Source organism: Uliginosibacterium paludis, assembly GCF_039631355.1.
Lineage (GTDB): Bacteria > Pseudomonadota > Gammaproteobacteria > Burkholderiales > Rhodocyclaceae > Uliginosibacterium > Uliginosibacterium paludis.
On the sequence record NZ_JBDIVF010000002.1, the window covers coordinates 760,012 to 786,829 of the forward strand.

The 26,818-nt window shown below is 65.8% G+C and carries 25 protein-coding genes and 1 riboswitch; of the genes, 15 read left to right on the plus strand and 10 right to left on the minus strand.

Annotation, left to right across the window (positions count from 1 at the left end):
- Positions 1 to 4: 4 nt before the first annotated feature.
- From ruvX to ABDB87_RS08570, 4 genes are read left to right on the plus strand one after another with little or no spacing between them, the layout of a single operon-like run.
- On the plus strand, positions 5 to 433 hold the full coding sequence (ruvX, locus tag ABDB87_RS08555; protein WP_345925950.1) for a Holliday junction resolvase RuvX: 429 nt from the start codon (positions 5 to 7) through the stop codon (positions 431 to 433).
- Complete coding sequence (pyrR, locus tag ABDB87_RS08560) at positions 420 to 920, plus strand: bifunctional pyr operon transcriptional regulator/uracil phosphoribosyltransferase PyrR (protein ID WP_345925952.1); 501 nt, start codon at positions 420 to 422, stop codon at positions 918 to 920. The genes ruvX and pyrR overlap by 14 nt, the downstream gene beginning before the upstream one ends.
- Positions 913 to 1,875, plus strand: a complete 963-nt coding sequence (locus ABDB87_RS08565) for an aspartate carbamoyltransferase catalytic subunit (RefSeq protein ID WP_345925954.1) — start codon at positions 913 to 915, stop codon at positions 1,873 to 1,875. The genes pyrR and ABDB87_RS08565 overlap by 8 nt, the downstream gene beginning before the upstream one ends.
- 4 nt (positions 1,876 to 1,879) lie before the next feature.
- Positions 1,880 to 3,154, plus strand: a complete 1,275-nt coding sequence (locus tag ABDB87_RS08570) for a dihydroorotase (RefSeq protein ID WP_345925956.1) — start codon at positions 1,880 to 1,882, stop codon at positions 3,152 to 3,154.
- A 66-nt stretch (positions 3,155 to 3,220) separates the two neighbouring features.
- Here ABDB87_RS08570 and ABDB87_RS08575 read toward each other — a convergent pair whose 3' ends face one another.
- Entirely contained in the window at positions 3,221 to 5,512 is a 2,292-nt protein-coding gene (locus ABDB87_RS08575) for a S8 family peptidase (protein WP_345925958.1), read from the minus strand.
- A 77-nt stretch (positions 5,513 to 5,589) separates the two neighbouring features.
- Positions 5,590 to 5,672, minus strand: a riboswitch (cyclic di-GMP riboswitch).
- Between the two features lie 177 nt (positions 5,673 to 5,849).
- On the opposite strand from ABDB87_RS08575, the gene ABDB87_RS08580 reads away from it, so the two are divergent.
- Positions 5,850 to 7,082: a phosphoglycerate kinase gene (locus ABDB87_RS08580; RefSeq protein WP_345925960.1), complete on the plus strand. Its 1,233-nt coding sequence runs from the start codon at positions 5,850 to 5,852 to the stop codon at positions 7,080 to 7,082.
- Between the two features lie 74 nt (positions 7,083 to 7,156).
- Here ABDB87_RS08580 and ABDB87_RS08585 read toward each other — a convergent pair whose 3' ends face one another.
- Together ABDB87_RS08585 and cysB are read right to left on the minus strand one after the other, a co-directional pair.
- Positions 7,157 to 8,566, minus strand: a complete 1,410-nt coding sequence (locus tag ABDB87_RS08585; protein ID WP_345925962.1) for an EAL and HDOD domain-containing protein — start codon at positions 8,564 to 8,566, stop codon at positions 7,157 to 7,159.
- A 108-nt stretch (positions 8,567 to 8,674) separates the two neighbouring features.
- Positions 8,675 to 9,619, minus strand: coding sequence for an HTH-type transcriptional regulator CysB (gene cysB / locus ABDB87_RS08590; protein WP_345925964.1), 945 nt, complete (start codon positions 9,617 to 9,619; stop codon positions 8,675 to 8,677).
- 144 nt (positions 9,620 to 9,763) lie between these two features.
- Here cysB and ABDB87_RS08595 point away from each other — a divergent pair, with 144 nt between their 5' ends.
- From ABDB87_RS08595 to ABDB87_RS08620, 6 genes are read left to right on the plus strand one after another with little or no spacing between them, the layout of a single operon-like run.
- The gene (locus tag ABDB87_RS08595) at positions 9,764 to 10,546 is read left to right on the plus strand and encodes a sulfite exporter TauE/SafE family protein (RefSeq protein ID WP_345925966.1); all 783 of its coding nucleotides are present in this window, start codon (positions 9,764 to 9,766) and stop codon (positions 10,544 to 10,546) included.
- Between the two features lie 20 nt (positions 10,547 to 10,566).
- Positions 10,567 to 12,249 (plus strand): nitrite/sulfite reductase, encoded by a 1,683-nt coding sequence (locus ABDB87_RS08600; RefSeq protein ID WP_345925967.1) that lies wholly within the window; start codon positions 10,567 to 10,569, stop codon positions 12,247 to 12,249.
- A 3-nt stretch (positions 12,250 to 12,252) separates the two neighbouring features.
- Positions 12,253 to 12,870, plus strand: coding sequence for a DUF934 domain-containing protein (locus ABDB87_RS08605; protein ID WP_345925968.1), 618 nt, complete (start codon positions 12,253 to 12,255; stop codon positions 12,868 to 12,870).
- 1 nt (position 12,871) lies between these two features.
- Complete coding sequence (locus tag ABDB87_RS08610) at positions 12,872 to 13,630, plus strand: phosphoadenylyl-sulfate reductase (protein ID WP_345925970.1); 759 nt, start codon at positions 12,872 to 12,874, stop codon at positions 13,628 to 13,630.
- 45 nt (positions 13,631 to 13,675) lie between these two features.
- Positions 13,676 to 14,611, plus strand: coding sequence for a sulfate adenylyltransferase subunit CysD (gene cysD / locus ABDB87_RS08615; protein ID WP_345925971.1), 936 nt, complete (start codon positions 13,676 to 13,678; stop codon positions 14,609 to 14,611).
- Positions 14,612 to 14,651: 40 nt separating this feature from the next.
- Positions 14,652 to 15,938: a sulfate adenylyltransferase subunit 1 gene (locus ABDB87_RS08620; protein WP_345925973.1), complete on the plus strand. Its 1,287-nt coding sequence runs from the start codon at positions 14,652 to 14,654 to the stop codon at positions 15,936 to 15,938.
- An 81-nt stretch (positions 15,939 to 16,019) separates the two neighbouring features.
- On the opposite strand, the gene ABDB87_RS08625 is transcribed toward ABDB87_RS08620, so the two are convergent.
- The 3 genes from ABDB87_RS08625 to ABDB87_RS08635 are packed head-to-tail and all read right to left on the minus strand — an operon-like array spanning position 16,020 to position 17,684.
- Positions 16,020 to 16,880 (minus strand): M48 family metallopeptidase, encoded by an 861-nt coding sequence (locus ABDB87_RS08625; RefSeq protein WP_345925974.1) that lies wholly within the window; start codon positions 16,878 to 16,880, stop codon positions 16,020 to 16,022.
- Positions 16,877 to 17,338 carry a YbjQ family protein gene (locus ABDB87_RS08630; RefSeq protein ID WP_345925975.1) on the minus strand — a complete coding sequence of 154 codons (462 nt, stop codon included), beginning with the start codon at positions 17,336 to 17,338 and terminating at the stop codon, positions 16,877 to 16,879. Before ABDB87_RS08630 ends, ABDB87_RS08625 begins: the two co-directional genes overlap by 4 nt.
- 31 nt (positions 17,339 to 17,369) lie before the next feature.
- Positions 17,370 to 17,684: a YbjQ family protein gene (locus tag ABDB87_RS08635; RefSeq protein ID WP_345925977.1), complete on the minus strand. Its 315-nt coding sequence runs from the start codon at positions 17,682 to 17,684 to the stop codon at positions 17,370 to 17,372.
- 202 nt (positions 17,685 to 17,886) lie between these two features.
- Between ABDB87_RS08635 and ABDB87_RS08640 the strand changes: the two genes are divergently transcribed.
- Positions 17,887 to 18,624, plus strand: a complete 738-nt coding sequence (locus ABDB87_RS08640; protein WP_345925979.1) for an FKBP-type peptidyl-prolyl cis-trans isomerase — start codon at positions 17,887 to 17,889, stop codon at positions 18,622 to 18,624.
- A gap of 143 nt (positions 18,625 to 18,767) precedes the next feature.
- Positions 18,768 to 22,889 carry a PAS domain-containing protein gene (locus ABDB87_RS08645; protein WP_345925981.1) on the plus strand — a complete coding sequence of 1,374 codons (4,122 nt, stop codon included), beginning with the start codon at positions 18,768 to 18,770 and terminating at the stop codon, positions 22,887 to 22,889.
- Between the two features lie 39 nt (positions 22,890 to 22,928).
- On the opposite strand, the gene ABDB87_RS08650 is transcribed toward ABDB87_RS08645, so the two are convergent.
- Both ABDB87_RS08650 and ABDB87_RS08655 read right to left on the minus strand, forming a co-directional pair.
- The gene (locus ABDB87_RS08650) at positions 22,929 to 23,315 is read right to left on the minus strand and encodes a cupin domain-containing protein (protein WP_345925983.1); all 387 of its coding nucleotides are present in this window, start codon (positions 23,313 to 23,315) and stop codon (positions 22,929 to 22,931) included.
- Between the two features lie 63 nt (positions 23,316 to 23,378).
- The gene (locus ABDB87_RS08655; RefSeq protein WP_345925985.1) at positions 23,379 to 24,077 is read right to left on the minus strand and encodes a 5'-methylthioadenosine/adenosylhomocysteine nucleosidase; all 699 of its coding nucleotides are present in this window, start codon (positions 24,075 to 24,077) and stop codon (positions 23,379 to 23,381) included.
- A gap of 109 nt (positions 24,078 to 24,186) precedes the next feature.
- On the opposite strand from ABDB87_RS08655, the gene ABDB87_RS08660 reads away from it, so the two are divergent.
- A complete protein-coding gene (locus ABDB87_RS08660) occupies positions 24,187 to 24,549 on the plus strand; it encodes a CoA-binding protein (RefSeq protein WP_345925987.1) in 363 nt (120 codons plus the stop codon).
- A gap of 4 nt (positions 24,550 to 24,553) precedes the next feature.
- Here ABDB87_RS08660 and ABDB87_RS08665 read toward each other — a convergent pair whose 3' ends face one another.
- Positions 24,554 to 24,991: a DUF2214 family protein gene (locus ABDB87_RS08665; protein WP_345925989.1), complete on the minus strand. Its 438-nt coding sequence runs from the start codon at positions 24,989 to 24,991 to the stop codon at positions 24,554 to 24,556.
- A 181-nt stretch (positions 24,992 to 25,172) separates the two neighbouring features.
- Between ABDB87_RS08665 and ABDB87_RS08670 the strand changes: the two genes are divergently transcribed.
- Entirely contained in the window at positions 25,173 to 26,402 is a 1,230-nt protein-coding gene (locus ABDB87_RS08670) for an alpha/beta hydrolase family protein (RefSeq protein WP_345925991.1), read from the plus strand.
- On the opposite strand, the gene ABDB87_RS08675 is transcribed toward ABDB87_RS08670, so the two are convergent.
- A complete protein-coding gene (locus ABDB87_RS08675; protein WP_345925993.1) occupies positions 26,390 to 26,734 on the minus strand; it encodes a rhodanese-like domain-containing protein in 345 nt (114 codons plus the stop codon). The two genes, ABDB87_RS08670 and ABDB87_RS08675, sit on opposite strands and share 13 nt — an antisense overlap.
- Between the last annotated feature and the right edge of the window lie 84 nt (positions 26,735 to 26,818).

Sequence of the window (26,818 nt, forward strand, 5' to 3'; positions counted from 1 at the left end):
CCCGATGGGCACATTGCTTGGCTTCGACTTCGGCACGGCGCGCATCGGCGTGGCCACCGGGGAGACCGAAACCCGCATGGCGCAGGCGCTGACCGTGATCCACGGCGAAGCCAATGACCTGCGTTTTGGCGCCATCGGCAAGCTGATCGCCGAATGGCAGCCGGTCGGTCTCGTCGTGGGCCTGCCCACCGCGCTTGACGGCAGCGCCACCGACATGACGGCGCGCTGCAAGCGCTTCGCCAACCAGCTCAATGGCCGTTTCGGCCTGCCGGTGTCGCTGGTGGACGAACGCCTGTCTTCGGCCGAAGCCGAGGAAATGTTGCGTGAGGTCACCCGCAGCTGGCGCGAGCGCAAGCAGAATCTCGACGCGCTCGCGGCCCAGCGCATCCTGCAAAGTTATCTCGACTCGAAAGCACACGATGAACCTGCCTGACGCCCAACAGCTCTGCGAACGACTCGCAGCGCTGATCAAACCCTGCCTGCGGCCCGATACCGCGCTGGTCGGCATCCACTCCGGCGGCGCCTGGGTGGCCGAATACCTGCACGCCGCGCTGGGCATCCAGGCCCCGCTGGGCAGCATCGACGTGGCGTTCTATCGTGACGACTACGGCTCGCGCGGCCTGCATGCCAGCCCGCAGAAATCCGATATTCCCTTCGACGTGCAGGAGCGCCACATCATCCTGGTCGACGATGTGCTCTACACCGGCCGCACCACCCGCGCCGCGCTCAACGAGCTCTTCGACTACGGCCGCCCCGGCAACATCGAGCTCGCGGTGCTGGCAGACCGCGGCGAGCGCCAGCTGCCGATCGCACCCGCCTACTGCGCCTGGGTGCTTGAAGAACGCCTTCCGGCCGGCAGCAAGCTCGCGCTCGTTCGCGCTGCTTCCGGCGAACTTTCCCTGGAGCTGAAGCATGCTTAATCCCCAGCTGTCGGCCGATGGCCGCCTCAAGCATCTGATCACGCTCGACGGCCTGCCCAAGTCGGTGCTGACGCAGATTCTCGATACCGCCGCACCCTTCACCGAGGTCGCCGAGCGCGAGGTCAAGAAGGTGCCGCTGCTGCGCGGCAAGAGCGTGTTCAACGTGTTCTTCGAGAACAGCACGCGCACCCGCACCACCTTCGAGATCGCGGCTAAGCGCCTCTCGGCTGACGTGATCAACCTCAACGTGTCGACCAGCTCGACTTCCAAGGGCGAAACCCTGCTCGACACGGTCGACAACCTCTGCGCGATGGGCGCAGACATGTTCGTGATGCGCCATGCCTCCTCCGGCGCGCCCTACCTGCTGGCCCAGCATCTGCGCAACACCGGGCGCGAGCACATCAGCGTGGTCAATGCCGGCGATGGCCGCCATGCGCACCCCACCCAGGGGCTGCTCGACATGTACACCATCCGCCACTACAAGAAGGACTTCACCAATCTGACCGTGGCGGTCGTGGGCGACGTGTTGCACTCGCGCGTGGCGCGTTCCGAGATCGCCGCGCTGACCACGCTTGGCGTGCCGGAAGTGCGCGTAATCGGGCCGAAAACGCTGCTGCCGACCGATGTCGAGCGCATGGGCGTGCGCGTCTTCCATAACATGGAAGAAGGCCTCAGGGGTGTGGATGTGGTGATGATGCTGCGCCTGCAGAACGAACGCATGCAGGGCGCGCTGCTCCCCTCCAGCCAGGAGTACTTCAAGTTCTACGGCCTGACCGAAGAGAAGCTGGCGCTGGCCGCGAAAGATGCCATCGTCCTGCACCCGGGGCCGATGAACCGCGGTGTGGAAATCGATTCGGCGGTGGCTGACGGCGCCAATGCGGTGATCCTGCCGCAGGTGACTTTCGGCATCGCGGTGCGGATGGCGGTGATGAGCATGCTGGCGGCGGGGAACTGAACTGATGAATATCCAGATTGCAAACGGCCGCGTGATCGACCCGGCCAACCAGATCGATGCGCTGCAGGACGTCTTCATCATTGACGGCAAGATCGCCGCGCTGGGCGCTGCCCCGGCCGGTTTTGCCGCCGACAGGGTGATCGATGCCAAAGGCCTGATCGTGGCGCCCGGACTGGTGGATCTGTCGGCTCGCCTGCGCGAGCCGGGCTTCGAATACCGCGCCACACTGGAGTCCGAAATGCAGGCGGCGATGGCCGGCGGCATCACCAGCCTGGCCTGCCCGCCGGACACCGATCCGGTGCTCGACGAGCCGGGTCTGGTCGAGATGCTCTGCTTCCGTGCCCGCAAGCTCAATTGTGCCCACGTCTATCCGGTCGGCGCCCTCACAAACGGGCTCAAGGGCGAACGCATCACCGAGATGGCCGAGCTGGTCGAAGCCGGTTGCGTGGCCTTCGGTCAGGCCAACACGCCGGTGCGTGATACCCAGGTGCTGATGCGGGCGATGCAGTATGCGGCGACCTTCGATTTCCGCGTCTGGCTTCAGCCGGTGGATCCCTGGCTGGGCAAATCCGGTGTGGCGCATGACGGCGAAGTCGCTTCCCGCCTCGGTCTGACCGCGATTCCGGTCGAAGCCGAGACCATCGAGCTCGACAAGCACCTGCGCCTTGCGCGCCTGACCGGCGTGAAGCTGCACATCACCCGCATCTCGTCTGCCTCCGCGCTGGAAGCGATTCGCCGTGCGCGTTCGGAAGGGCTGGACGTGACCTGCGACATCGCCGCCCACCATCTGCATCTGTGCGACATGGACATCGGCTATTTCGACCCGCAGTGCTATGTGGTGCCGCCGCTGCGCGGCCAGCGCGACCGCGCCGCGCTGCGTGCGGGCCTCGCATCCGGCGAGATCAACGCGGTCTGCTCCGACCACACGCCGGTGGATGACGATGGCAAGCAGGCGCCCTTTGCCGAATCCGAGCCAGGCATGACCGGCCTTGAACTGCTGCTGCCGCTGGTGATCAAGTGGGCGCGCGAAGACCGTGTGCCGCTGGCCGATGCGCTGGCCCGCGTCACCGCCAATGCCGCCGGCATCATGGGGATTACCAAGGGCGGTCATCTTGGCGTCGGCGCCCGCGCGGACGTGGTGATCTTCGATGCCGAAGGCGAGCAGGTCCTGAGTCGCGAGCAGCTGAAGAGCCAGGGCAAGAACACGCCCTTCCTCGGTATGCCCCTGCCGGGCGTGGTGCGCCACACCCTGGTTGAAGGCCGCGTGATGTTCGGCTGAAACCGTTTGAAGCCGGCATGAAAAAGGGGCGCCCGACGGGCGCCCCTTTCCGTTTCCAGCGTCGGCTCAGAAGCGGGTATTCCAGCGGGCGCTCACGCCGGCGTCATCATGACCGCGCAGATTGCCGGCATCCTGCCGGTAGCTCGCCTGCAGCAGCAGTTCGCTCTGGTGGCTTGCGGGCATGCGGTAGCCGATGCGGTGATCCAGCTCGCGCCCGGTCGGTGCGAGGCTGACCCAGTCGGTCTGCTGGAAGGGCTCGCCGTCTTCCGCGATCTGCGTGGAGACCACGCCGATGCGGCCGCTGCTGACGCGCAGGGGCTGGCTGATCCCAAAGCTGAGGCGATCCCCCTTGCGCCACAGTTCCTGCTCCTGATAGCTCAGGCTCCAGTGCGTGCTGCGCAGCGTATCGGTGCCGGCGAACATGCCGCTGGACTGATTGCTGCGGGTGCTGACCACGCCGCCTTCGAGCAGCATCCGGCGGCGCTCGTTGAGGCGCAGGCCCAGCGAGGCGCCGTAGCCGAGGCTTTCGTTGCGGCCGAGGCTGATCGCCGAACTCCTGTCATAGGTGCTGCCGAGCAGACCGTGGGGTTCGCTCAGCGTGCTGACAATCACCCCGGCATCAAGGAAGCGGTTGAGACGGTAGTCCAGGCCCGCCCGCAGGCTGCGTCCTTCCGGCATGTTCCAGGCATTCGCCACATCACCCGCCGGGCTGGCGGTGCTGCTCCAGCTCAGGGCGAAGCGTGTGCGTTCGTTCAGGCGCATGCCGGCGGCGACCAGGCTGCCGCCCTGGGCCAGGCTGACCAGCCCGGGCGAGGCGGCATCGTGCGCCAGCAGGGCAAGGCCGGCGTCCTCCGTCAGCGCGCGGGTCCAGGCGTACTGCGCCGGATAGCCCTGACCGAAGGCCAGGGTATTGCCGCTGCGTGGGTCGGCCAGCAAGGCGAAGCCCTGCTGGCGGAAATTGACGCGCTCCTCGTTGAAGCCGAACTCGCCGCGATGATCCGCCGCCCGGTCGACGCCGGATTGCCAGTAGGCCAGCTCGCGGCCATCGGCCAGCGTGACGCGCCGGGGACCGGTGTTCACATTGCTCGGCAGCGCGTTGAGGCTGGCCGCCGTCGAGGGCGAGCGGATCAGCCCCGCCAGATTGACGCTGAAATTGCGCGCGTAGCTGTCCAGCGCGGTGTAGTTCGCGAGGCTCGCCTGCACGGCCGACAGGCTGCCCAGCGCGCCACCGGTGATCAGCGCGCCGGTGAGGCTGCTGACCGCGATCGTGCTGCCGTTGGCGCGGGTGACGGTGAGCGTGCCGACCGGCTGGAAAGCCTTGGCGAGATTCACCAGACCCATGCCATAGGTGCCGTCCGCACCGGCTGCACCCAGATCGGTTGAGGTGGCCAGCAGCAGATCGATGGCGGTGCCACGGGTCCGCAGGATGGGCCAGGCGGACTGCACCAGCAGCAGCGAGCCGCTTACCACTGGTGCTGCCATCGAAGTGCCCGACCAGTAGGACCAGGCGCTCGTGCCGGCCGTAGTGTAGGGCGCGAGGATGGCTTCGCCCGGCGCCACCAGCCAGCGTGCGGAATAGTTCGTGGCCTGGCCTGCCGTATTCACCAGCTTGCCGCTGCCCGGCGTGTTGCTGAAGGAGGATTTCGTGTTGGTCGGGCTCACCGAGCCGGCGAAAACCAGCCGGCTGATCGCCTGTGCCGTCAGGCCGGTGGTGTTCGCGCCGTTGAGCAGCGCGACATTGCTGTTGCCACCGGCCCAGACGATCACCGCGCCCTTCGAGGTGGCGTAGTTGATCGCCGACACGATGTCGGCCGTGTTGCCATAGGTGATCGACACATTGATCACCATCGCGCCGGCGTCAGCCGCCTTGCGCACGCCATTGGCCACGTCGGTGCTGTAGCCGCTGCCGGCCGCGTTGAGCACCTTCTCGGCCAGGATATTGGCATTCGGTGCCACGCTGATCACGCTGCCGGCGGTGGTGGTGTAGCCGCCATAGCTGGTGGTCCAGGCAAATTTGGCATTGCCCGCCGCGATCTCGGCGACGGCGGTGCCGTGGGAATTGTCATCGCGGAAGCCATTGCTGCAGCGGAAGCTGACCGCCGCACAGCTGCTCAGTGCTTGCGAGACCTGGCCGCTCGCGAACACCGGGTGGGTCGGATTGATGCCGGTGTCGACCACGCCCAGCATCTGCCCGGTGCCCCAGTTGGCGGCGGACATCACCGTATCGCTGACGCCGATCTGCCTGAGCCAGGGCGCGTAGGTCGCCGCGCTGGCCGCGCCGGCCGGCAGGATCAGCGCCAGCAGCAGGACGGCAGGTTTGCGAACGGGGGGGCGGGTGCGTGCGTGCGTTGAAGCCATGGTCTCTCCTCTTCGGTGGCCGTCGCGCGGGCGTGCGGGCAGGACGACAGGAGGCCCAGACCAGTTGGCTGGAGCATTCCGGCGGTCCCGCTGTCATGGCTTGCGCTTTAGACCGGTAACTTTGCGGCCCCGCCTTTCGACGGGTGTGCCTTTTTCGATGTGCAACCCAAGCTAGCAAGCGGTTTTTCCGAAGGCAAGGCAGCTACAAAAATTGACAAAAATCAGTGGCTTGCGCCATGAAGGCCGCCGGGCGCCCATGCTCGCTGCCATTCCCGAGGATTGTTTGTAGAATGGGGGGCTCATCCCCTTGCCTTCCAATCTCACAACAGGACTGACCATGACCAAGCTTTTCATCGAGGATCTCGATCTCGCCGGCAAGCGCGTGCTGATGCGCGTCGACTTCAACGTGCCGGTGAACAACGGCGTTGTTGAAAGCGACAAGCGCATCCGTGCCGCCCTGCCGACCATCAAGTACGCGCTGGACAAGGGCGCTTCCGTCGTCCTCATGTCGCACCTCGGCCGCCCCGATGGCAAGGTCGTCGCCAAGTGCACGCTGGCCCCGGTGGCCGAGCGTCTGGAAAAACTGCTGGGCCGCCCGGTGAAGTTCCTGTCCGACTGCGTCGGCGCCGAAATCGAAGCCGTGACCAGCAAGCTCGCCGCCGGCGAAGTGGTGCTGCTCGAAAATGTGCGCTACCACCTGGAAGAAGAAGGCAAGGTCAAGGACAAGGAAGGCAACGTCACCAAGGCCACGCCGGAAGCCATCGAAGCCTTCCGCGCAGCGCTGTCGCGTCATGGCGACGTGTTCGTGCTGGACGCCTTCGGCACCGCGCACCGCGCACACAGCTCGGTGGTCGGCATCAATCTGCCGCGCGCTTCCGGCCTGCTGCTGAAGAAGGAACTCGATTTCCTCGGTGAAGCCGTGAACAAGCCGGTGCGCCCGCTGGTGGCGATCATTGGCGGCTCGAAGATCTCCGGCAAGATCGATGTGATCGAAGCGCTGCTGCCGAAGGTCGACAAGCTCCTGATCGGTGGCGGCATGGCTTTCACCTTCCTCAAGGCACAAGGCTATGAAGTCGGCAACTCGCTGTGCGAGAACGACAAGGTTGAACTCGCGAAGAGCCTGATGGCCAAGGCCGGCGACAAGCTGGTGCTGCCGATCGACACCATGGTCACGAAGAAGCTGGACTTCGGCGCCCGCACGCTGGATGGCCTCGTCGAAGTCGCTTCCACCGCCATCCCGGCGGATCAGGAAGGCGTCGATATCGGCTCCAAGAGCGCTGCGCTCTACGCTGACATCATCCGTGGCGCGAAGACCGTGCTGTGGAACGGCCCGATGGGCGTGTTCGAGATCGACGCTTCGGCTGTTGGCACCTACGCCGTGGCCAACGCGCTGACCGAAGCGACCGCCAAGGGCGCGATCACCGTGGTCGGTGGTGGTGACTCCGTGGCGGCTGTGGAAAAGGCCGGTCTGGAGGACCAGGTCTCGCACGTCTCCACCGGTGGTGGTGCATCGCTGGAGTTCCTCGAAGGCAAGGCGCTGCCGGGCGTGGAAGCGCTGAGCGACAAGTAATCGCAGCAAGGCTTCATGAAAAAGGCCCGCCGGATTGGCGGGCCTTTTGTTTTTCGGTGCGACCCTGACGGGTGTCAGGCCACGCGCTGCTCCGGCTGGCTGGCGATGTCGGCCACCCAGTTGATGGCTTCGATGCGGCGGCTGCTGACCTTGCTGCTGGTCAGGCCGAGCTGCACGGCATGACGGATGATCTCGCTGGCCACGCCGCGCTCGCAGGCGTCCGCGAGCGAGAGATAGGTGCCGAAAAGCCCCTCGCGGGCGAGCAGCGCGGCATTCATCGTGTCTGCGAGGCGCAAGGGCCGGATTGCGGCTTCCAGCGGTACCTTCAGTGCGACGTCGAGCATCGAGAACAGGCCCAGCACGAAGAGTTTGTCGCACTGTTCGGCGCTCAGCCGGCCAGCGGCGCAGAGTTCCAGGAAGCGCGCGCGGGTCAGGGCGATTTCGGTGATCGCCGAGTCGCCCATGGCGCCGCCCGAGAGCAGCAGCAGGGTGAGCCAGCGGTCGAGCTGCTCCTGACCGAGAATCATCAGTGCCTGCTCGATGCCGGAGATGCGCTGGGTGAGGCCATGCGCCGCGGCATTCACGTAGCGGAGCAGGCGGTAGGACATTGCCATATCCTGCTTGAGCACCCGTGCCACTTCGCGGTAGTTGAGCTCTTCGCGTATCTGGTTGATCAGCGAGGCTACGGTCAGCATCTGGGGTGAGAGTTCGCGCCCGCTCCAGTCTTCACGACGGGTCACGAAGCTGCCGGAGAAGCGCGTGCAGCGCAGCCGGCGGGCGAGATCGAAATCTTCCGGCGTGTTCACATCCCAGGCCCCCAGACGCAGCCCGGGGCGTGCCTCCCGCGCCATGCGCAAGAGCTCGTCCGCCTCGAAGGGTGTGCGCAGGGCGAGGCGCAGCATCGCGCCGTCCGCCTGCTCGGCCAGACTGCTGAACCAGGGGGTGCCGATGGCGTCGTCCAGCCAGACTTCGTGCCCGGCTTCATGCAGCACCGCGAGTGCCTCCCGTGTTTCGGCCGGCGCGGGCGAGAACGGGGTCTCACAGCTCAGCAGCACGCAGGTGCGCGCAGGCAGCTTGCCGGTGCCCAGACGTTGCAGGCTGGTGTCCGACAGCTGGAGCCAGATCTGGCGGTGCCGCATCGGGGCGTGGCGCAGGCTGGCGAGCTGGTCGACCAGCATGCTGTCGAGAAAGCGGCGCATGCTGCTGCGCTGGGTGTTGAGCTTGTCGCGCAGCTCTCCGCGGATGAAGAATTCCACGCCGCGGATATCCAGTTGCTCATCAAGCACTTCGCGATGGACCAGAACGGGTTCGCCGGCCTCCGGCGCCGTTCCGGCAGGCAGCGCGGGGGCCGTGCCGGCCTGCCCGGCCGACGGGAAAACCGGCGCGCTGCCGGAAACGGCTTCTGTCGCGGCAGGGGCTGCGCGCTGCACGGCGGGCTCGTCCGCGAGCCAGCGCTGGAAGGAAGAAATCAGTTTGCCAAGCATGGAACCGGAGCGAGAGGCGACAGGGTACGTCCGGTTTAACGGCCCGGCCGGCGCGGGGTTGAGTCAGCGCTGACCCTGTCCGTGCGCTGCGTCACGGCCGCCTGCGGTCTAGAGGCCCGGGTCGCTGCCCTCGGTGCCGGCGAGTGCGGCGTCCACCACATGGCGGCTGATGTGCGGCGCGAACATCTCGATGAAGGCGTAGGCATAGCCGCGCAGCCAGGCGTTGCGCGGCAGGCCGATGCGGGTGGTGGAGGATTCGAAGAGGTGGGCCGCGTCCATCACCGCGAGCTCCCGGTCGACCAGCGGATCGAAGGCCATGCTGGCGATGATGCCGATGCCCAGATCCATGTTCACATAGGTCTTGATCACGTCCGAGTCGATCGCGGTCAGGATCACGTTGGGCTTGAGGCCGCGGGAGAGGAAGGCCTTGTTGATCTGGCTGCGGCCGGTGAAGGCCGGGTCGTAGGTGATGATCGGGAAGCGGTTGATCGCCTCCAGCGTGAGCGGATGCTCGCGCAGGATGGGGTGACCCTTGCGTGCGATCACGCTGCGGTTCCACTGATGGCAGGGCAGCAGCACCAGATCGCCCAGGTCGGACGCCGCTTCGGTGGCGATCGCGATATCCGCCTCGCCGGCCAGGACCTGCTCGCAGATCTGGCGCGGATTGCCCTGGTGGATATGAAGCTGGACCTTCGGAAAGCGGCGCATGAAGTCCGCCACCACGCGGGGCAGGGCGTAGCGTGCCTGGGTGTGGGTGGTGGCGATCACCAGCCGTCCGGCATCCTCGTTGCGGAAGTCCTGGCCCACCTGACGCAGGTTGTCGGCCTCGCGCAGCATGCGCTCGGCAATCGCCATGACCTGGCGACCCGGCTCGGTGACCGCGGTGAGGCGCTTGCCATGGCGCACGAAGATTTCGATGCCGAGCTCTTCCTCCAGCAGCTTCACCTGCTTCGAGACACCGGGCTGCGAGGTGTAGAGCGCATTGGCGGCGTCCGAGACGGAAAGCTTGTGCCGGACGATTTCAAGCACATAACGCAGTTGCTGAAGGTTCATGCGAAGCGGACAGTCTGAAGATTTTATGAATTCTATATCACGAATAATTCTAAGCATCCGTGGGAACCCGGGGGTCGGCGAGCAGGCCTGCTCCCTAGAATCGCCCCATCCCCTGACACTGCCTTTCCTGACGGAAGATTTCTGATGGACCTCATGTATCCCCTGGCCGGCTTTGCCGTCGGCGCCATTGTCGGCTTGACCGGCGTGGGCGGCGGCTCGCTGATGACCCCCTTGCTGGTTCTGCTGTTCGGCGTTTCGCCCTCCGTGGCCGTCGGTACCGACCTGCTCTACGCCTCGGTCACCAAGGCCGGCGGCACGCTGGCCCATGGTCTCAAGGGGACGGTCGACTGGTCAATCACCCGGGCGCTGGCGTATGGCTCGATTCCCGCCGCGGCGCTGACCCTGTTCCTGGTCCATCATTTCTTCCCGGGGGGCATCGGCGGCGCGTCGCGCCTGATCTCCTTTGCGCTGGGCATCGCGCTGGTGCTGACCGCCATTTCGCTGATCTTCCGGAGGCAGATCCAGGCTTTCGGCGCGCATCGTGCCCCGGCCACGCCGAATCCGCGCCGCACCTTCTGGCTCACCGTGCTGACCGGTGCCATCCTTGGCGTGCTGGTTTCCATCTCCTCGGTAGGGGCTGGTGCGCTGGGTGTGACGGCGCTTTTCTTCCTGTATCCTTCCCTGCCCGCGCACCGCATCGTGGGCTCCGACATCGCTCATGCCGTGCCCCTCACGCTTGTGGCAGGCGCCGGCCACTGGCTGGTCGGCAGCGTCGACTGGTACCTGCTAGGCAGCCTGCTCGTGGGCTCCCTGCCCGGAATCTGGATCGGCAGCCAGGTGTCGGCACGCGTGCCGGAAAAGATCCTTCGCCCGATTCTTGCCGGCATGCTGCTCCTGATCGGCTCCAAGCTGATCGCGGCAAACTGATTCACCAGAGAGAACCGACGATGTACATCTACGACGAATATGACCAGCGGATCGTGGACGAGCGCGTGGCGCAGTTTCGCGACCAGACCCGCCGTTATCTGGCAGGTGAGCTGACCAATGACGAATTCAAGCCATTGAGATTGCAGAACGGCCTCTACATCCAGCGTTATGCCCCGATGCTGCGTGTGGCCGTGCCCTATGGCCTGCTCAATGCGAAGCAGGCGCGCAAGCTGGCCCATGTGGCGCGGACCTATGACAAGGGCTATGCCCACGTCTCGACCCGGCAGAACTTCCAGTACAACTGGCCCGAACTCAAGAACGTGCCGGACATCCTGGCCGAGCTGGCCAGTGTCCAGATGCATGCCATCCAGACCTCCGGCAACTGCATCCGCAATGTGACCACCGACCAGTTCGCCGGCATCGCGCCGGATGAAGTCGTCGATCCGCGTCCGCTGGCCGAGATCCTGCGTCAGTGGAGCACCTTCCATCCCGAATTCGCACTGCTGCCCCGCAAGTTCAAGTTTGCGGTGAGCGGTTCGGTCAATGACCGCGCCGTGGTCCAGATGCATGACATCGGTCTGGAGTTCTTCCGCGACGCGGCCGGCGAGCTGCGCATCAAGGTCTGGGTCGGTGGGGGGCTGGGCCGCACGCCCATCCTCGGCGAAGTAATCGAGGAAGCGCTGCCCTGGCAGCACATGCTGAGCTACAGCGAATCCATCCTGCGCGTCTATAACCGCTGGGGCCGTCGCGACAACCTCTACAAGGCCCGCATCAAGATTCTGGTGAAGGCGCTGGGCATCGAGGAATTCCGCCGTCAGGTCGAGGCCGAGTGGGCGCATCACAAGGATGGCGTCAACACGCTGACCCAGGCCGAGTTTGACCGCATCGCGAAGTGTTTCACGGCACCGGCCTACGAGTCGCTGCCTGAAGACGACGCCGGTTTTTCCGCGAAGCTGACTGAAGAGAAAGCCTTTGCCAACTGGGTGAAACGCAACGTGCACGCCCACCGCCAGCCGGGCTATCGCGCCGTGACGCTGTCATTGAAGGTGACCGGCATCGCCCCCGGAGACGTAACCGATCGCCAGCTCGACATCGTTGCCGATCTGGCTGAGCGCTACAGCTTCGGCGAGCTGCGTACCACCCACGAGCAGAACATCGTGCTCTCCGACGTGAAGCTGGCCGACCTGCATGCGCTGTGGCTCGAAGCCCGCGCTGCCGGCCTTGCCACGCCCAATATCGGGCTGATCACCGACATCATCTGTTGCCCGGGCGGCAGCTTCTGCGATCTCGCCAATGCCAAGAGCATTCCGATTGCGGAATCCATCCAGCAGCTCTTCGATGACCTCGACTATCAGCATGACATTGGCGATCTCGAGCTCAACATTTCCGGCTGCATGAATTCCTGCGGTCACCACCACGTGGGCCACATCGGCATTCTCGGCGTCGATAAGAACGACTCCGAGTGGTACCAGGTCAGCATCGGCGGCAAGCAGGGCAATGACGCCAGCCTCGGTGAAGTGATCGGACCGTCCTTTGCGGCCGACGAAGTCGCCGGCGTGGTCAAGCGCCTGATCGACGTCTATGTGGAGGCGCGTTTGCCGGAAGAGCGTTTCATCGATACCGTGCGCCGTCTCGGCCCTGCGCCCTTCAAGGAGCGCGTGTATGCCGACCGCCAGCCGGCCAAGAAGAAAGTGGAGGCCTGAGCCATGAGCAATCTGATCAAGCTGCAGAACGGCAGCGCCGTGATCGTGGCCGACGACAGCTGGCAGATCGTGCGTCTGCCGGCAGGCGAAGCCGAAGTGAAGAAACAGGCCGGCAAGGTCGTGCAGTTCCGCCTGACCGGGGTGGAAGCCGCGACTGCCGAGCAGATCGCCGCCACCGCCGTGCCGGCCAGCGGCAAGGTCGTGCTGCCGCTGTCGGTGTTCATCGCACGCCGGGCAGAGTTCGAGTCGCGCCTGGCGGCCGGCGAAGTCGGCGTGTGGCTGGAAACCTGCGAGCTGGTCGAGACGCTCGCCGAAGCGCAGGCAGATCTCAACGTGTTCCCGCTGATCGCCGTGTTCATCGAGCGCTTTGCCGATGGCCGTGCCTACTCCAGCGCCAGCCTGCTGCGCAGCCGCTTCGGCTATCGCAACGAGTTGCGGGCCTTTGGTGACGTGCTGCGCGACCAGCTCTTCTTCATGAAGCGCTGCGGCTTTGATGCCTACCAGATCCGCGCCGATCGTTCCGCGTCTGACGCGATCGCGTCGCTGGGTGACTTTTCCGAGCCCTACCAGGCTGCGGTCGTGATCGACCAGCCGGTATGGCGTCGGCATGCACGGGGCTGACATGGCAGAGGCCGTCTCTTTCCTCAACCGGCCGCGCGCGACCAATCCGGCGACGAATCCGGTCATCGACGAGGTGGTGCGCATCAATATCGCGGCCCGGCGGGCGAACGCGCTCGAGCTGCTGCATGCGATCACCGAAGCGCATGGCGAGGTGACCTTCGCCAACAGCTTCGGCGCCGAAGACATGGTGCTGACCGATCTCATCCTGTCCGAAAAGCTGCCGATCGAGATCTTTTCGCTCGATACCGGCCGCCTGCCTGCCGACACCTACACGCTGATGGGCGAGGTGGAGAAGCACTATGGCGCGAAGCTCAAGGTTTTCTTCCCGGAAGCCAGCGCCGTCGAGCAGTATGTGCGGACCGAGGGCATCAACGCCTTCTACGATTCGGTGGAGCTCCGCAAGCGCTGCTGCGCGATCCGCAAGGTCGAGCCGCTGCGTCGTGCACTCGCCGGCAAAGCGGCCTGGATCACCGGCATGCGCGCCGCACAGAGTGCCACCCGCACCGATCTGCCGGTGCGCCAGTTCGACGAGGCGAACGGGCTGGAGAAATACAACCCGCTCTCCGACTGGAGCGAGCAGGACGTCTGGGCCTACATCCGCATCCACGGTGTGCCCTATAACGCGCTGCACGACCAGTTCTACCCCAGCATCGGCTGCGCGCCCTGCACGCGCGCGATTGCCGTCGGCGAAGACGTACGTGCCGGCCGCTGGTGGTGGGAAGACCCGACCCTCAAGGAATGCGGTCTCCACAAGAAATGATTTCCCGAGTCCGGCCCTGCCGGGCGAAGTGCTGATGATCCAACCATGACGACCCTGACCAAACAAACCCTCTCTCACCTCGACTGGCTCGAAGCCGAGGCCATCCACATCATGCGGGAGGTCGCCGGCCAGTGCGAACGCCCGGTGCTGCTGTTCTCGGGCGGCAAGGATTCCATCTGCATGCTGCGGGTGGCCGAGAAGGCCTTCCGCCCCGGCAAGTTCCCCTTCCCGCTGATGCACATCGACACCGGCCACAACTATCAGGAAGTGATCGATTTCCGTGACCGCCGCGCGGCCGAGCTGGGCGAGCGCCTGATCGTGCGTTCGGTGGAGGACTCGATGAAGCGCGGCACCGTGGTGCTGAAGTCAGCTGACGAATCGCGCAACAAGCATCAGGCCGTGACGCTCCTCGAAGCGATCGCCGAGTTCGAGTTCGACTGCTGTATCGGTGGTGCGCGTCGCGACGAAGAGAAGGCCCGCGCCAAGGAGCGCGTGATGAGCTTCCGCGACGAATTCGGCTCATGGGACCCGAAGAACCAGCGCCCGGAATTGTGGAGTCTCTACAACGCCCGCGTGCACAAGGGCGAGAATATCCGCGCCTTCCCGATCAGCAACTGGACCGAGATGGATGTGTGGCAATACATCGAGCGCGAGAAGCTCGAGCTGCCCTCGATCTACTTCTCGCACCAGCGCGATGTGGTGATGCGCGGCGGCGCAATGATGCCGGTGAACGTGCAACTCGCCAGCGGTGAAGTGCTGAATGTGCCAAAGCCTGGCGAAGAGGTGATTTCGCAGACCGTACGTTTCCGCACCGTGGGTGACATCCCCTGTACCGCGCCGGTGCTCTCGGATGCCGACACGGTCGAGAAGATCGTCATTGAAACGGCCACCACCACGATCACCGAGCGCGGCGCCACGCGTCTGGACGACCAGACTTCGGAAGCATCGATGGAACAGCGCAAGAAGGAAGGCTACTTCTGAGCGGCGCATGCCGACGGAATGTACGGAACGGAACCAGAACATGTCTGCACACGAAAACATCACCGACAACGGCCTGCTGCGCTTCATGACCTGCGGCAGCGTGGATGACGGCAAGAGCACCCTGATCGGGCGCCTGCTGTATGACACCAAGGCCATCCTTGCCGATACGCTCAACGCCATCGAGAAAACCTCCGCCCGCCGCGGCATGGAGGCGGTTGACCTCTCGCTGCTGACCGACGGCCTGCAGGCCGAGCGCGAGCAGGGCATCACCATCGATGTGGCCTACCGCTATTTCTCCACCGGCACGCGCAAGTACATCATTGCCGATGCACCTGGCCACGAGCAGTACACCCGCAACATGGTGACGGCCGCGTCCACCGCCGATCTGGCCATCATCCTGATCGATGCGCGAAAGGGTGTGCTGACGCAAACCCGTCGTCACAGCTATCTCGCGCATCTGGTGAACATCCCCAATGTGGTGGTGGCGGTGAACAAGATGGACCTGATCGATCATGACCAGGCGAAGTTCGATGCCATCGTGGCCGACTATCAGGCCTTCATCGCGAAGATGGGGCTGTTTGCCGATGGACGCGATATTCGCTTCATCCCGATGTCCGCCCTCAATGGCGACAATCTGGTCGACCGCTCCGAAGCGATGAGCTGGTACACCGGCCCGACGCTCCTCGAATTGCTGGAAGCTGCGCCGAGCTCGCATGCCGGTCACGCCGAGGCCTTCCGCTTCCCGGTGCAGTACGTTTGCCGTCCGCAGGATTCCGCCAACCCCGAGCTGCATGACTACCGCGGCTTCCAGGGGCGCATCGAGTCCGGTTCGGTCAAGGTCGGTGATCTGCTGACCGCACTGCCCAACGGCCGCGAGAGCCGCGTGAAGGCGGTGCAGATCGGTGGCGTGGACATTGCCGAAGGCGTGACCGAGCAATCGGTGACGCTCCTGCTCGAAGATGAAATCGACATCTCGCGCGGCGACATGCTGGTGAAGTCGGCCGAAGTCCCCGAGCAGAAGAAGGAGATCGAGGCCATGCTGTGCTGGCTCTCCGAGACGCCGCTGTCGCCGGCCCGCACTTACCTGATCCGCCACACCACGCGCACCACCAAGGCCAAGCTCACCGGCATCGGTTTCAAGGTGGATGTGAACTCTCAGGCGCATGTCGAGGCGGCTCAGCTCGCGATGAACGACATCGCCAAGGTCGGCTTCAAGCTCGCCCAGCCGGTCTTTGCCGACGCCTACAGCGCAAACCGCGCGACCGGCGCCTTCATCGTGATCGACGAGAGCAACAACAACACCGTTGGCGCCGGCATGATTCTCTGAGTTGCCGCGTTACCCGGGCGGCATGAGCTTGCCCGGCCAGAGCTCACGGGGCCTGTCGCCGCAAGGGGACAGGCCCCGGTTTCATTGCGCGGCAGCGGCGGCCAATGCTGATGGCATCGGTGATTGTGCGCCCTGCAGTGGCCAGCCCGCGGTGCGGGCGTGCATCTCGATCGCAGCGATGCGGGCGGCATTGTCGGGATGGCTGTTGAACCATTCCGGCGCGCGGAGGCCGTGCTCCTTTTCCAGCAGTTCGAACAGTGAGGCCGCGCCAGCCACATGGCCGTAGAGCGCCTGCAGCGCGTGCAGGCCGAGCTGGTCGGCTTCGCGCTCCTGATCCCGGCTGAAACCGAGTGCGCTGGTCAGCCCCGCCTGGCTGAGCGCGCCGCTGGCCGGATCATCCTGGCCGGTGCCGGTCAGCACGCCCAGCGCCAGGCTGACCAGCAGGCCGCGTCCGATGCTGCGGATGACATGGCGCTGGCGGACATGCCCGATCTCGTGCGCCAACACCATGGCCAGCGCGTTTTCGCTGGGCAAGGCGTCGAGCAGCCCCCGGGTGACGAACACATGGCCGCCCAGCGTGGCGAAGGCATTGCGCTCCGCACTGTCGGCCAGGTGAAGGGTGATCCGCATGCCCTCCGGCAGCGGATCTGCCTTGACCAGCCGGTCGGCCAGCTTCTGCAGGGCCTCGCGCGCGGGGCTGTCGGCCGCTTCGCGCAGCGGACTGGCCACGCTGGCCGCGAGCCGGGTTTCGAAGGAAAACGGAATCAGCGCGCCCATCCATTGTCCTGCCCAGCCCAGCGCGAACACGATGACCAGCACCAGCGCCACCGCGCCGGTGCCGAGCCAGGCGAATTCACGCAGCGGATGTTCTTCCGACGCGTTGATGCCTTCCGGGAGCTCGGGATTGCTGTAGCGCGGGTCCGCTCCGCCCTGCAGGCTCATCGGCGGGGGATCAGCGCGGTGCCGTAGGCCAGCACCTCGACGCATTTCACGCCGTCTTTGGTGCCGGACGAAATCGGGCAGGTGGCGAACTTAACGTTGCAGACCTGGATGGCGCCCTTGCGCATAGCCTCTTCCTTCATCCGCAACACGGCTTCGCGGCGGGCGCGATCGAGCAGGGTTTCGTAGCTGCCGAGGCGACCACCGAAAATCATGCGCAGGCCGGCGACGAAGCGCTTGAAGTAATCCACCGAGATCACGGCCGAGCCGCTGACCAGCCGGCTTGCGGGCGCCGGATGCATCGGTGGCGGCAGGCGCTCCGAGAAGACGAGGATCTTCGCCAGGGCTTTTTCACGCGCGCGGATCGAGCGGTAGTGGCTGGATTCGGCCAGCCTGCCGGCGATGAAACCCACCAGCAGCAGGACGAGGAAAAGGATGAGGTTGAGAATCTGCCCGGTCATCGCATGCCTCCGGCAAGGGGTGTGAGGCGGCTCATTCCAGCACCACGGCGGTGCCGTAGGCAAAGAGCTCGGCCGCACCCTGGGCGACGGAAGAGGTGGAGAAGCGCACGTTCAGCACCGCGTTGGCGCCGATGGATTCGGCCTGCGCGGTCATCCGCTCGACGGCCTCCCGGCGTGCATCTTCGAGCAGTTCGGTGTAACCCTTGAGCTCGCCACCGACGATGTTCTTCAGGCTCGCCATCAGATCGCGGCCGATATGCTTGGCGCGGACGGTGCTGCCCTGAACCAGGCCGAGATGTTTCACCACGGTCTTGCCGGGAACGATTTCCATGTTGCTGATGAGCATGCAGGTCTCCAGAGAGGGGCAGGGTAAGGATGTGAAGAATTGTAAAGCCAGTGGAGGGGTTTCCGGACCGGAAACCCGGTTCGCGAGCGGGTGGCCGACAAACGTTCGCACCGCCTTGCAGCCTTTGAGGTCCGAATGCCGTATGCTTCAAGGCCCTCCGCGTCGTCTTCGGGCGCGGACTCAAACAGTCAAAGGAAGATCGATGAAAAAATTCGCTTTCGCGCTGGCAAGCATCGTGCTGGTGCCGGCGGTATTCGCGGCCGACATGACCGACGAGCAGAAAACCTTCTACGCGCTCGGTACCGTGCTGGGTCAGCAGGTGTCCAATTCCTTCAATGCCACGCCGGCCGAGCTGGAATTCATCAAGAAGGGCATGACCGACGCCGCTTCCGGCACCAAGTCTGCCGTCGAGATGGAAACCTACGGTCCCAAGATCCAGCAGCTGGCCCAGGCCCGTGCCGCCGTGCGCGCCGAGAAGACCAAGGCTGAAGGCAAGGCCTTCGCCGACAAGGCTGCGCAGGAAAAGGGCGCGGTGAAGACCGCTTCCGGCCTGATCTACATCCCGGTCAAGGAAGGCACCGGCGCGTCGCCCGCTGCGACCGATATCGTCAAGGTGCACTATCGCGGCACCCTGCCTGACGGCAAGGAGTTCGATTCCTCCTATTCCCGCAACGAGCCGGCCCAGTTCCCGCTTGGTGGCGTGATCAAGTGCTGGACCGAAGGTGTCGCCAAGATGAAGGTGGGCGGCAAGGCCAAGCTGATCTGCCCGCCGGCCATCGCCTATGGCGACCAGGGCACCCCGGGCGGTCCGATTCCGCCGTCCGCCACGCTGGCTTTCGAGGTGGAGCTCCTCGAAGTGACCAAGCCGGAAGCGCCGAAGCCCGCCGCCGCCAAGCCGGCTGCCAAGGCTGCCGCCTCCAAGGACAGCAGCAAGAAGTAAGCACCAGTGTTGTAACGGTGTTGCAAGGAAGCCGCCTTCGGGCGGCTTTTTTGCGTCATGCGTTTGGAAGGCGGGTTTTGCACAGTTGCGGCAGGGGGCCGACACGGTAAGCTGGTGGCGAACATTTCAAGTGCGGACAGGCAATGATGGGGCGTGAGCATCGACTTGCGGCGTGGTGGGCAGCTGCGGCTGCCGCACTGGTGATTTTCAGCGCCGGACGGGCACACGGACTGGATCCCGTTTGCAGCGTGCTCGCGGCGGCGCTGCCGCTGCCGGCCCTGTTGCTGCGGTATTGCCTGAACCTGCGTCGCGAGCTGGCGCAGGCCCATGCTGCCCTGGCGCTGGGCGAGCTGCCCTATCTGGTGCAGACGGCGTGCGGCCGTCTGAGTGCCTGCAACGAGCGTTTCGCGGCGCTGCTGGGCCGGCCACGCCACACCCTGCTCGACGCGCCGGCCAGCGAAGTCCTGCCGCCTGACTGGACGCCGGCACGCGAGCGTCTGTGCGCGGCGCTGCTGGCGGGCAGGGCGCCGGAAGAAGAGCAGGTCTGGCTCGAGCGTCCGGGCCATGCGCCGGCCCTGTATGCGCTGCGTGGGCAGCTGCTCGATGGCGCCGCTCGCCGGCCGCAGATCCTGCTGTTGCTGAGCGATTGCAGCCGCGAGGCCGGTGCCGCGCAGGCACAGATCGAGGCCCTGGCCCGCAGCCGGCGCTTCGTGCAGAGCCTGATCGACGTGATTCCGCATCCGGTGTTCGTGCGTGATGCCGAGGGCCATTACCTGATGGCGAACCAGGCCCACGCGCGGGCGCTGGGCGTGCCGATGCATGCGGTGACCGGCCGCATGCCGGCGGAATTGCCGCCTTCGCCGGTACATGTGCTGGATGACGGCGAGGATCGCGCCGTACTCGCCGGGCAATGCCTCACGCGCGAAGTGCATGTGGATCTGCCCGAACTCGAGCCCTGGCGCGACATGCTGCTCAGCAAGGGCGCCTGCGAAGGCATGAGCGGCAAGCCGGTGATCGTGGGAGCCTGCTTTGACCTGTCGCGCTGGCGGGATGCCGAGCGCGCGCTGCAGCGTGCCCTGGAGCGCGAACAGGCGCGCAGCGCACGCGTGCAGGCCTATGTGCAGCGGCTGATCGACATGATTCCGCAGCCGGTGTACGTGAAGGACGCGCAGAGCAATTACCTGCTGGTCAATGACGCCTTCTGCCGCGAGCGCCGGCGCAGCCGCGACGAGCTGGTCGGCCATTCCTCGCATGGTTTTGCACCGGACCGCGAACTGGCGCGGCGCATCAGCGACGAGGACCAGCGCGTGCTGGCCGGCGAGACGATCAGCAAGGAAGAATGCCTGCCGCACATGTACACCGGCGAAGAGCGCTTCCGGCTCATCAGCAAGGGTGCCTGCCTGGATGCCGATGGCCAGCCGGTGATCGTCGGCTCCAATTTCGATGTGACGCCTTGGCGGCAGGCCGAGCGGGCGGTGGCCCGGACGCGCGACTTCCTCCAGACCATGTTCGAGGCCATGCCCAACCCCGTGCTGGTCAAGGATGAAGCCCTGCGCTACCTGATGGTCAATCGCGCGGCGCTGGCGCTTGTGCCGCAGGTGGGGGATTTCACCGGCCGCTCGCTGGCTGACCTGATCGGCGAGGAAGAGGCCGCGCCGATCAACCGCGACGAGCTGGCCTTGCTCGCCAAGCCCGATGGCAGCCAGATCCAGGGCGAGTTCGTGCTCCGCAACGGCGTGGCCGGGCCCCGTCACTTCCTCACTCACAAGGTCACCGGTCGTGGCGCCAACGGCGAGCGCGTGCTCCTGGTGGTGCTGACCGACGTGACCGATCTTCAGCATGCCCAGGAACGTCTGCAGCAGGCCTTCGAGCGCGAAACCCTGAGGCGCGAGCGCACCCAGGATTTCTTCCAGCGCCTGATCGACATGATTCCCGAGCCGGTCTATGTGAAGTCGGCCGACAGTCGCTATCTCATGGTCAATGACGCCTTCGCGCGGGACTTCCGCCAGCCCAAGGCCTCGATTCCCGGCATGGACTCGATCGCCCGGGTGGGCGAGAACGAGCCGGATGTCGGTGACATGGTGCGCAAGGAAGACCTCGAGGTGCTGGCCGGTGCCCGCATCCTCAAGGAAGACCACCGCCCCTGGCTGCTCACCGGCAAGGAGCGTCATCGCGTGGTCAGCAAGGGTGCCTGTCTGGACGCCGATGGCCGACCGGTGATCGTGGTCGCGAGCTTCGACGTGACCCGCTGGTACCAGGCCGAGCGCGAGCTCAAGGAAGCCCTCGATCGCGAGGTGGCCCGGCGCGAGCGCACCCAGGCCTTCGTCCAGCAACTGATCGACCTGATTCCCCAGCCGGTCTATGTGAAGGATGCGCAGAGCCGTTTCCTGCTCGTCAACGACGCTCACCTGCGCGAGCTGGGCCGGGCACGCGAGGATCTGATCGGCCTGCACTCCTATGCCTGGGTCAAGGATTCCAACCCCGACCTCGTCCGGCTCGTGCAGGAGGAAGATGCCGCCGTGCTGGCGGGCGAAGTCATCATCAAGGAAGAGCACCGGCTCGATGGCCCGGCCGGGCCCGAGCGCCATCGTCTGGTCTCCAAGGGCAGCTGTCTCGATGCGGAGGGCAATCCGGTCATCGTGGTCGCCAACTTCAACATCACGCGCTGGCTGCAGGCCGAGCGTGAGCTGACCGAGGCGCTGGAGCGCGAGCAGCACAATCACGAACTGACCCAGCGCTACATCCAGCGCCTGATCGACGTGATTCCCTACCCGGTGTATGTGAAGGATGCGCAGAGCCGTTTCCTGCTCGTCAACGATGCCTTTGCGCGGGACCGCAAGCTGAGCAAGACCGAGCTCGAGGGCATGCCCTCGGTGCATATCTGCCGGGGTGACCCGAAGGGGGCCATCCTCAGCCTGGACGAGGATCGCGAAGTGCTGGCCGGCGGCGAAATGGTGGTCAAGGAAGAACACAAGCCGCATCCGGTCTCGGGTGAGGATCGCTATCGCGTCATTTCCAAGGCCTCCTGCGAAGACGCGGCCGGCCGCGCCGTGATCGTGGTCTCGGTGTTCGACGTGACGCCCTGGCGCCTGGCCGAACGCCAGCTGGCCGAGGCCCTGAGCCGGGAAACGGCGCGTCGCGAACGTATCCAGCAGTATGTGCAGCGCCTGATCGACGTGATCCCGCAGCCGGTTTACGTGAAGGATGCGAAGAGCTGCTATCTGATGGTGAATACCGCGTTCGCGAAGGATCGCGGCATGCCGCGCGAGCACCTGATCGGCCGGCCTTCGGCGGTGAATCCGGTGACGTCCGGCATCGTGTTTGCCGAAGATGCCGAAGTGCTGGCGGGCCACTCGGTGCTCAAGGAAGAATTCCGTCCGCATCCGGTCACCGGGCACCCGCGCTACCGCGTGATCGCCAAGGGCAGCTGTCTGGATGACGAGGGCCGGCCAGTGATCGTGGGCGCCAACTTCGATGTTACGCCCTGGCGCCTGGCCGAGATGCGGCTCTCGGCCGCCAAGGACGAAGCCGAGCGGGCCAACGCTGCCAAGTCGCTGTTCCTGACCAATATGTCACATGAATTGCGCACGCCGATGCACGGCATCCTGAGCTTTGCACGGCTGGGCGTCGAGCGCAGCGACTCGGCCACGCCGGAACGCCTGCAGGGCTATTTCAGCCGCATCGTGGCCAGCGGCGAGCGGCTCATGGGGCTGCTCGACGACCTGCTCGACCTGGCCAAGCTCGAATCCGGCCGCATGGAGATGAGTCTTGCCCGGCGTGATGTCTTCCCGCTGGTACAGCAGGTGGTCGATGAGTTCGAGGCGCTTGCCGCCAACACCGGCATTGCGGTGAAGGTTGCGGGGCCTTCGCCGGCCATGGCGATCGTGGATGCCAAGCTGTTCGCCCAGGTGGTGCGCAACCTGCTCTCCAACGCGCTCAAGTTCTCGCAGCAGGCGGGCGAGGTACGCATCGAGCTCGACGTAGCGCGGATGGAATCCGGTCGCGCCGGCATGCCGGGTCACGGCATGGCACTGGAACTGCGTGTCTCCGATCGCGGGCCGGGCATTCCGGATGACGAACTCGAATCGGTGTTCAACAAGTTCGTGCAGAGCAGCCACACCCGCAGCGGCGCCGGCGGCACCGGGCTGGGCCTGGCGATCTGCCGTGAAATCGTCAGCGCGCACCATGGTCTCATCTATGCGCGCAACCGCATGGGCGGCGGCGCCGAGTTCGTGGTCCGCCTGCCGGCTGGGCTGGCGGACTGAGCGCCACGGCAGCCATCGGCGCCGTGGCGGTGGTGGCGATCAGGCCTTCACGAAGAGCGTGACCAGCGGCTCGTCACCGAGCTGACGGCTCCAGTGCCCGTGAATGGCCGGATCGAAGGTGGCGCCTTCCGGCAGCGTGTCGGCCGAGAAGAAATGCTCGCCCGCCTTGAAGACGCGGCTCGTGCCGTCGAGCAGACCGATCTCCATGGCACCCGAGAGCACGAACAGCCATTGCGGGGCGCCGGTGCAGTGAACCGGCGCACGGAAACCGACCGGGCTTTCGCGGAACTGCACGCCGCTGGCTGGCGAAATAGCGGAGAGGCACACTGCCGGCGGATTGCCCTGGTCCAGCGCGATGCTTTCTTCGCGGAAGCGGGCGCGGCCGTCGGTATCGGTGAAAAGGGTGACCTTGGTGAAGCTGCTCATGGATGACTCCTCATGCAAAGGGGCTACATGTTAGCCCGTGTGTCGTGATGCGGTGGTCCGGGCTCAGGCCGTCGGCAGTGCGGCCAGGATGTGGCGCACCAGCGACAGGCTGTTGAGGCTGGCGCGCGGCAGGAAGGCTGCGAAACTTTCAGCGGCCTTGCCATCGGCGCGGTCGGAGATCGTGCGTGCGACCAGGCAGGGCAGCCGGTTGAGGGCGCAGACCTGAGCGACCGCCGCGCCTTCCATTTCGACCCCGTCGCCGTCGAGTTCGTCGAAGAGGTAGCGATGGCTGTCGAGATCGCGATGGGTAATGAACTGGTCGCCGGTGCAGATCCGCCCGCTGTGCAGTTGGCCTTGTGGCGGCCGGTAGGTTTGCGCAATCGCCAGCAAGGCCGGATCGGCGGGCAGGAAGCGGTAATCGGTGAAGGGAATCTGGCCGCGCGGAATGCCCAGTCCGGAGGTGTCCATGTCGTGCTGGACCAGATCGCGACCGAGCAGAGTGTCACCGATGTCGATCGTTTCGCGCAGGCTGCCGGCAATGCCGGTGAAGAGCAGGGCGCGGGGCTTCCAGGTGTCGATCAGGTTCTGCGTCACCATGGCGGCCATCACCTTGCCGACACCGCTGCGACTGATCAGCACCTCATGCCCGCCGAGCCTGCCGCGGTGCCGGGCAAAACCGTTCCACTCATGCGTGCTGGTTTCTTCGAGTGCGCCGAGAAAACTCTCGATCTCGTTTTCCATCGCGCCCAGGATGATGATCATGGCGGTGCCCCGTATCGTTCCGTGAAACCCCGCAGTATCGCGCATCCGGACTGGTCGCGGGGCGCGAGCCGTGGCATGCTGGTTCCTGGCTCACCGCAGGAGGTCGCACATGGAAAAGGTCGCAGTCATCGGCGCCAGCAACAACCCCGAGCGCTATTCCAACAAGGCCATGAAAATGCTGGCGGAATACGGACACCAGACCTTTCCGGTGGCTCCGGCGCTCAGCGAGGTCGAAGGCCGGAGGGCGGTCGCGAGCCCGGCTGATCTGGCCGAGAAGGTTGATACGGTCACGATGTATGTAGGGCCGGCGCGTCAGGCCGAGCTGCTCGACGCCATTGTGGCGCTCGCCCCCCGGCGCGTGATCTTCAATCCCGGCACCGAGAATCCGGAAGCCTACGCCCGGCTGGACGCTGCCGGCATTCCCCATCTGGAAGCCTGCACCCTGGTGCTGCTGCGGACCGGGCAGTTCTGAGGATTCAGCCTCGCAGGCCCACGCCGTGGGCCATCAATACCGCCAGCAAGGGCAGCAGGATGAGAATGGCCAGCTCGAGGCGGACGGCCTGTCTCACGCTGCGCGGCACCCGCACGACCTGCGCTTCGAGCCGGCTTTGCCGGATGAGGAAGACCGTCGGGTGGATCGAAATCAGCGCCGCGAGCGCAAACAGCCCCAGCTTGGCATGGAAGACCGGGTTGGCGGTATAGAACGCGGCCGGCTTGGCGCCGGACATCCAGAGCGTGAGGCCGGCGGCCAGCACCCCCGCCGCGGCCAGACCATAGAAACGGTCGATGCGCGCAAGCCTGCGGATTTCGGCAGCGCTCATTTCATCGCGCAGCAGCAGATGCTCGGCAAACAGCACGCCGGTGAGGATCAGGATCGCGAGGAAGTGGGCATAGCGGACAAGCAGATCTGTCATGGCGCGGGTCTCCGTGTTCAGGCAGCACTCAGGGTCGGCCGCAATCCGTGCAGTATGGCATGGCGAAAAAGGGGCTGACAGACTCTGCGGCCGGGCGGTCTTGACCCGGTTTTAATCCCGGCTGAGCGCAGCTCACAGTCCTTGCGACAAGAATGAGCGGATCGTTTTCCGTGCCGCTGCCATGTCCTTTTCCGCCTTCCGCTCCCTGTCGTTCGTGCTGTGCCTCCTGCTCGGCGCCTGCGCCGCCCGGCCGCCCGAGCCCGCTGCCCGCGCTACCCCGCCGCGCAATCCCGGTTATGAGTCGGCGCAGATGAATGCGGTGGAGCTCCGCCGCAGCACGCTGCAGCTCGGAGACAACCGCCTTGAACTGGTGCTGCGCGTGCCGGGCATGCCGGGGCGCTATCCGCTGGTGCTCTTCCTGGCGGGACTGGGCGCGCCCGCCGATGCGGCCGGTCCGCTGATGCAACACTGGGCCGAGGCCGGGCACGCCGTGCTGGCCGTGCAGGCCAGTGCCGATGGCCCGGCGGTCATGGCCGGGGCGGGAGACGGCCGCAAGGGGCGCGAAATCGCGGCCCGCGCCTATTCGGCGGAGCGTCTCGGGCAGCGCCTCGGTGTGCTTGACGCCCTGCTCCGGCAACTGAAGGCAGGTGAGCTCGGCGAAGGCCTGCCCGTCGATCTCCTGGCCCGGATCGATACCGGCAACATGATCCTGGCCGGCTTCGACATCGGCGCGCAGACGGTTCAGGCCGCTGCGGGTGAGCATTGGCCGGGCGTCGCCGGGCGCACGCTGCCGGCGTCGGTGCGAGGGCTGATCCTGCTGAGTCCCCACGCGGAATCCGGCGGTGAAAGCTTCGCGACGCGCTATGCGGAGATGCGGGTGCCGGTCCTGGCCGTCAGCAGTGCGGAGGATGTCGACGGTTTCGATTTCGTGACTCAGCCTGCCCTGCGCCGCCAGGTGTTCGACAACCTGCCGGCCGGCGACAAATACCTGCTCCAGCTCAGCTGGGCTTCGCATGCCGTCGTGGGGGGTGGTCAGGGCATGGGGGCTGGTTTTGCGGGCGAGACACGCAAGCCGCCGGAGGAGGGCAAGTCCTCGTCCCGAGGCGGGCCCGGCGGCCGGGGCGGTGGTCCCGGCGGTGGCATGGGCGGCGGACCGGGAGGCGGCATGGGAGGTGGTCCTGGCGGCGGCATGGAGGGTGGCCGGGGTGGTCCGCCCGGAGGCGGTCGCGAGGCTGCAAAGGGTGGCGCCGCGCCCGAGCCGATGGATGACGCCGAACAGGCGAAGTCCCTGCAGGCCGTCAGCCTCGCCTTCATCGACATGCTCTTGCAGGGGGACGATATTGCCCGCAGCTGGTTGCAGCGGGATGCGAATCGCTGGCTTGCTCAGACCGGCCGGTTCTACGGTCGCTGAGACGGCTCCGGCGTGGCGCGGACGCGCTTGCGGGCGTCGTCCATGGCGCCGTAGTCGAGCACGTTGCGGTAGCCCAGGCGGATCAGGGTCTGGCCGGCCTCGTGCGAGCGCCGGCCGGAGCGGCAGTAGACGATGACCTCGTCATCGCGCCGCGCCGCCTCCGCGATGCGCTTGTCGATCTCGTCGTAGGGAATGTTCAGCGCGCCCTCCAGATGGCCTTCGCTGTATTCGGCGGGCGTACGCACATCGATCAGCACGGTGGCGGCACCGGCCGGACTGCAGGCCAGCAGGGCGAGCGTGAGTGTCAGGGGGCGGAACAGGCGTGCGGACATGGCTTTCTCCCGGTGGGCTGACAAGGATCAAGCTCCGCATGCTGCACCGGATCCGATAATTGGCTTTTGCCAGTAATCAAGAGA

Coding starts and splice junctions, on each gene's coding strand:
- ABDB87_RS08565 (WP_345925954.1), top strand. CDS start 913: ATGCTTAATCCCCAGCTGTCGGCCGATGGCCGCCTCAAGCATCTGATC.
- cysB (WP_345925964.1), bottom strand. CDS start 9,619: ATGAACCTTCAGCAACTGCGTTATGTGCTTGAAATCGTCCGGCACAAG.
- ABDB87_RS08665 (WP_345925989.1), bottom strand. CDS start 24,991: ATGACAGATCTGCTTGTCCGCTATGCCCACTTCCTCGCGATCCTGATC.
- ABDB87_RS08580 (WP_345925960.1), top strand. CDS start 5,850: ATGACCAAGCTTTTCATCGAGGATCTCGATCTCGCCGGCAAGCGCGTG.
- ABDB87_RS08645 (WP_345925981.1), top strand. CDS start 18,768: ATGATGGGGCGTGAGCATCGACTTGCGGCGTGGTGGGCAGCTGCGGCT.
- pyrR (WP_345925952.1), top strand. CDS start 420: ATGAACCTGCCTGACGCCCAACAGCTCTGCGAACGACTCGCAGCGCTG.
- ABDB87_RS08620 (WP_345925973.1), top strand. CDS start 14,652: ATGTCTGCACACGAAAACATCACCGACAACGGCCTGCTGCGCTTCATG.
- ABDB87_RS08675 (WP_345925993.1), bottom strand. CDS start 26,734: ATGTCCGCACGCCTGTTCCGCCCCCTGACACTCACGCTCGCCCTGCTG.
- ABDB87_RS08605 (WP_345925968.1), top strand. CDS start 12,253: ATGAGCAATCTGATCAAGCTGCAGAACGGCAGCGCCGTGATCGTGGCC.
- ABDB87_RS08570 (WP_345925956.1), top strand. CDS start 1,880: ATGAATATCCAGATTGCAAACGGCCGCGTGATCGACCCGGCCAACCAG.
- ABDB87_RS08670 (WP_345925991.1), top strand. CDS start 25,173: ATGTCCTTTTCCGCCTTCCGCTCCCTGTCGTTCGTGCTGTGCCTCCTG.
- cysD (WP_345925971.1), top strand. CDS start 13,676: ATGACGACCCTGACCAAACAAACCCTCTCTCACCTCGACTGGCTCGAA.
- ABDB87_RS08575 (WP_345925958.1), bottom strand. CDS start 5,512: ATGGCTTCAACGCACGCACGCACCCGCCCCCCCGTTCGCAAACCTGCC.
- ABDB87_RS08655 (WP_345925985.1), bottom strand. CDS start 24,077: ATGATCATCATCCTGGGCGCGATGGAAAACGAGATCGAGAGTTTTCTC.
- ABDB87_RS08640 (WP_345925979.1), top strand. CDS start 17,887: ATGAAAAAATTCGCTTTCGCGCTGGCAAGCATCGTGCTGGTGCCGGCG.
- ruvX (WP_345925950.1), top strand. CDS start 5: ATGGGCACATTGCTTGGCTTCGACTTCGGCACGGCGCGCATCGGCGTG.
- ABDB87_RS08600 (WP_345925967.1), top strand. CDS start 10,567: ATGTACATCTACGACGAATATGACCAGCGGATCGTGGACGAGCGCGTG.
- ABDB87_RS08660 (WP_345925987.1), top strand. CDS start 24,187: ATGGAAAAGGTCGCAGTCATCGGCGCCAGCAACAACCCCGAGCGCTAT.
- ABDB87_RS08595 (WP_345925966.1), top strand. CDS start 9,764: ATGGACCTCATGTATCCCCTGGCCGGCTTTGCCGTCGGCGCCATTGTC.
- ABDB87_RS08650 (WP_345925983.1), bottom strand. CDS start 23,315: ATGAGCAGCTTCACCAAGGTCACCCTTTTCACCGATACCGACGGCCGC.
- ABDB87_RS08610 (WP_345925970.1), top strand. CDS start 12,872: ATGGCAGAGGCCGTCTCTTTCCTCAACCGGCCGCGCGCGACCAATCCG.
- ABDB87_RS08635 (WP_345925977.1), bottom strand. CDS start 17,684: ATGCTCATCAGCAACATGGAAATCGTTCCCGGCAAGACCGTGGTGAAA.
- ABDB87_RS08585 (WP_345925962.1), bottom strand. CDS start 8,566: ATGCTTGGCAAACTGATTTCTTCCTTCCAGCGCTGGCTCGCGGACGAG.
- ABDB87_RS08630 (WP_345925975.1), bottom strand. CDS start 17,338: ATGACCGGGCAGATTCTCAACCTCATCCTTTTCCTCGTCCTGCTGCTG.
- ABDB87_RS08625 (WP_345925974.1), bottom strand. CDS start 16,880: ATGAGCCTGCAGGGCGGAGCGGACCCGCGCTACAGCAATCCCGAGCTC.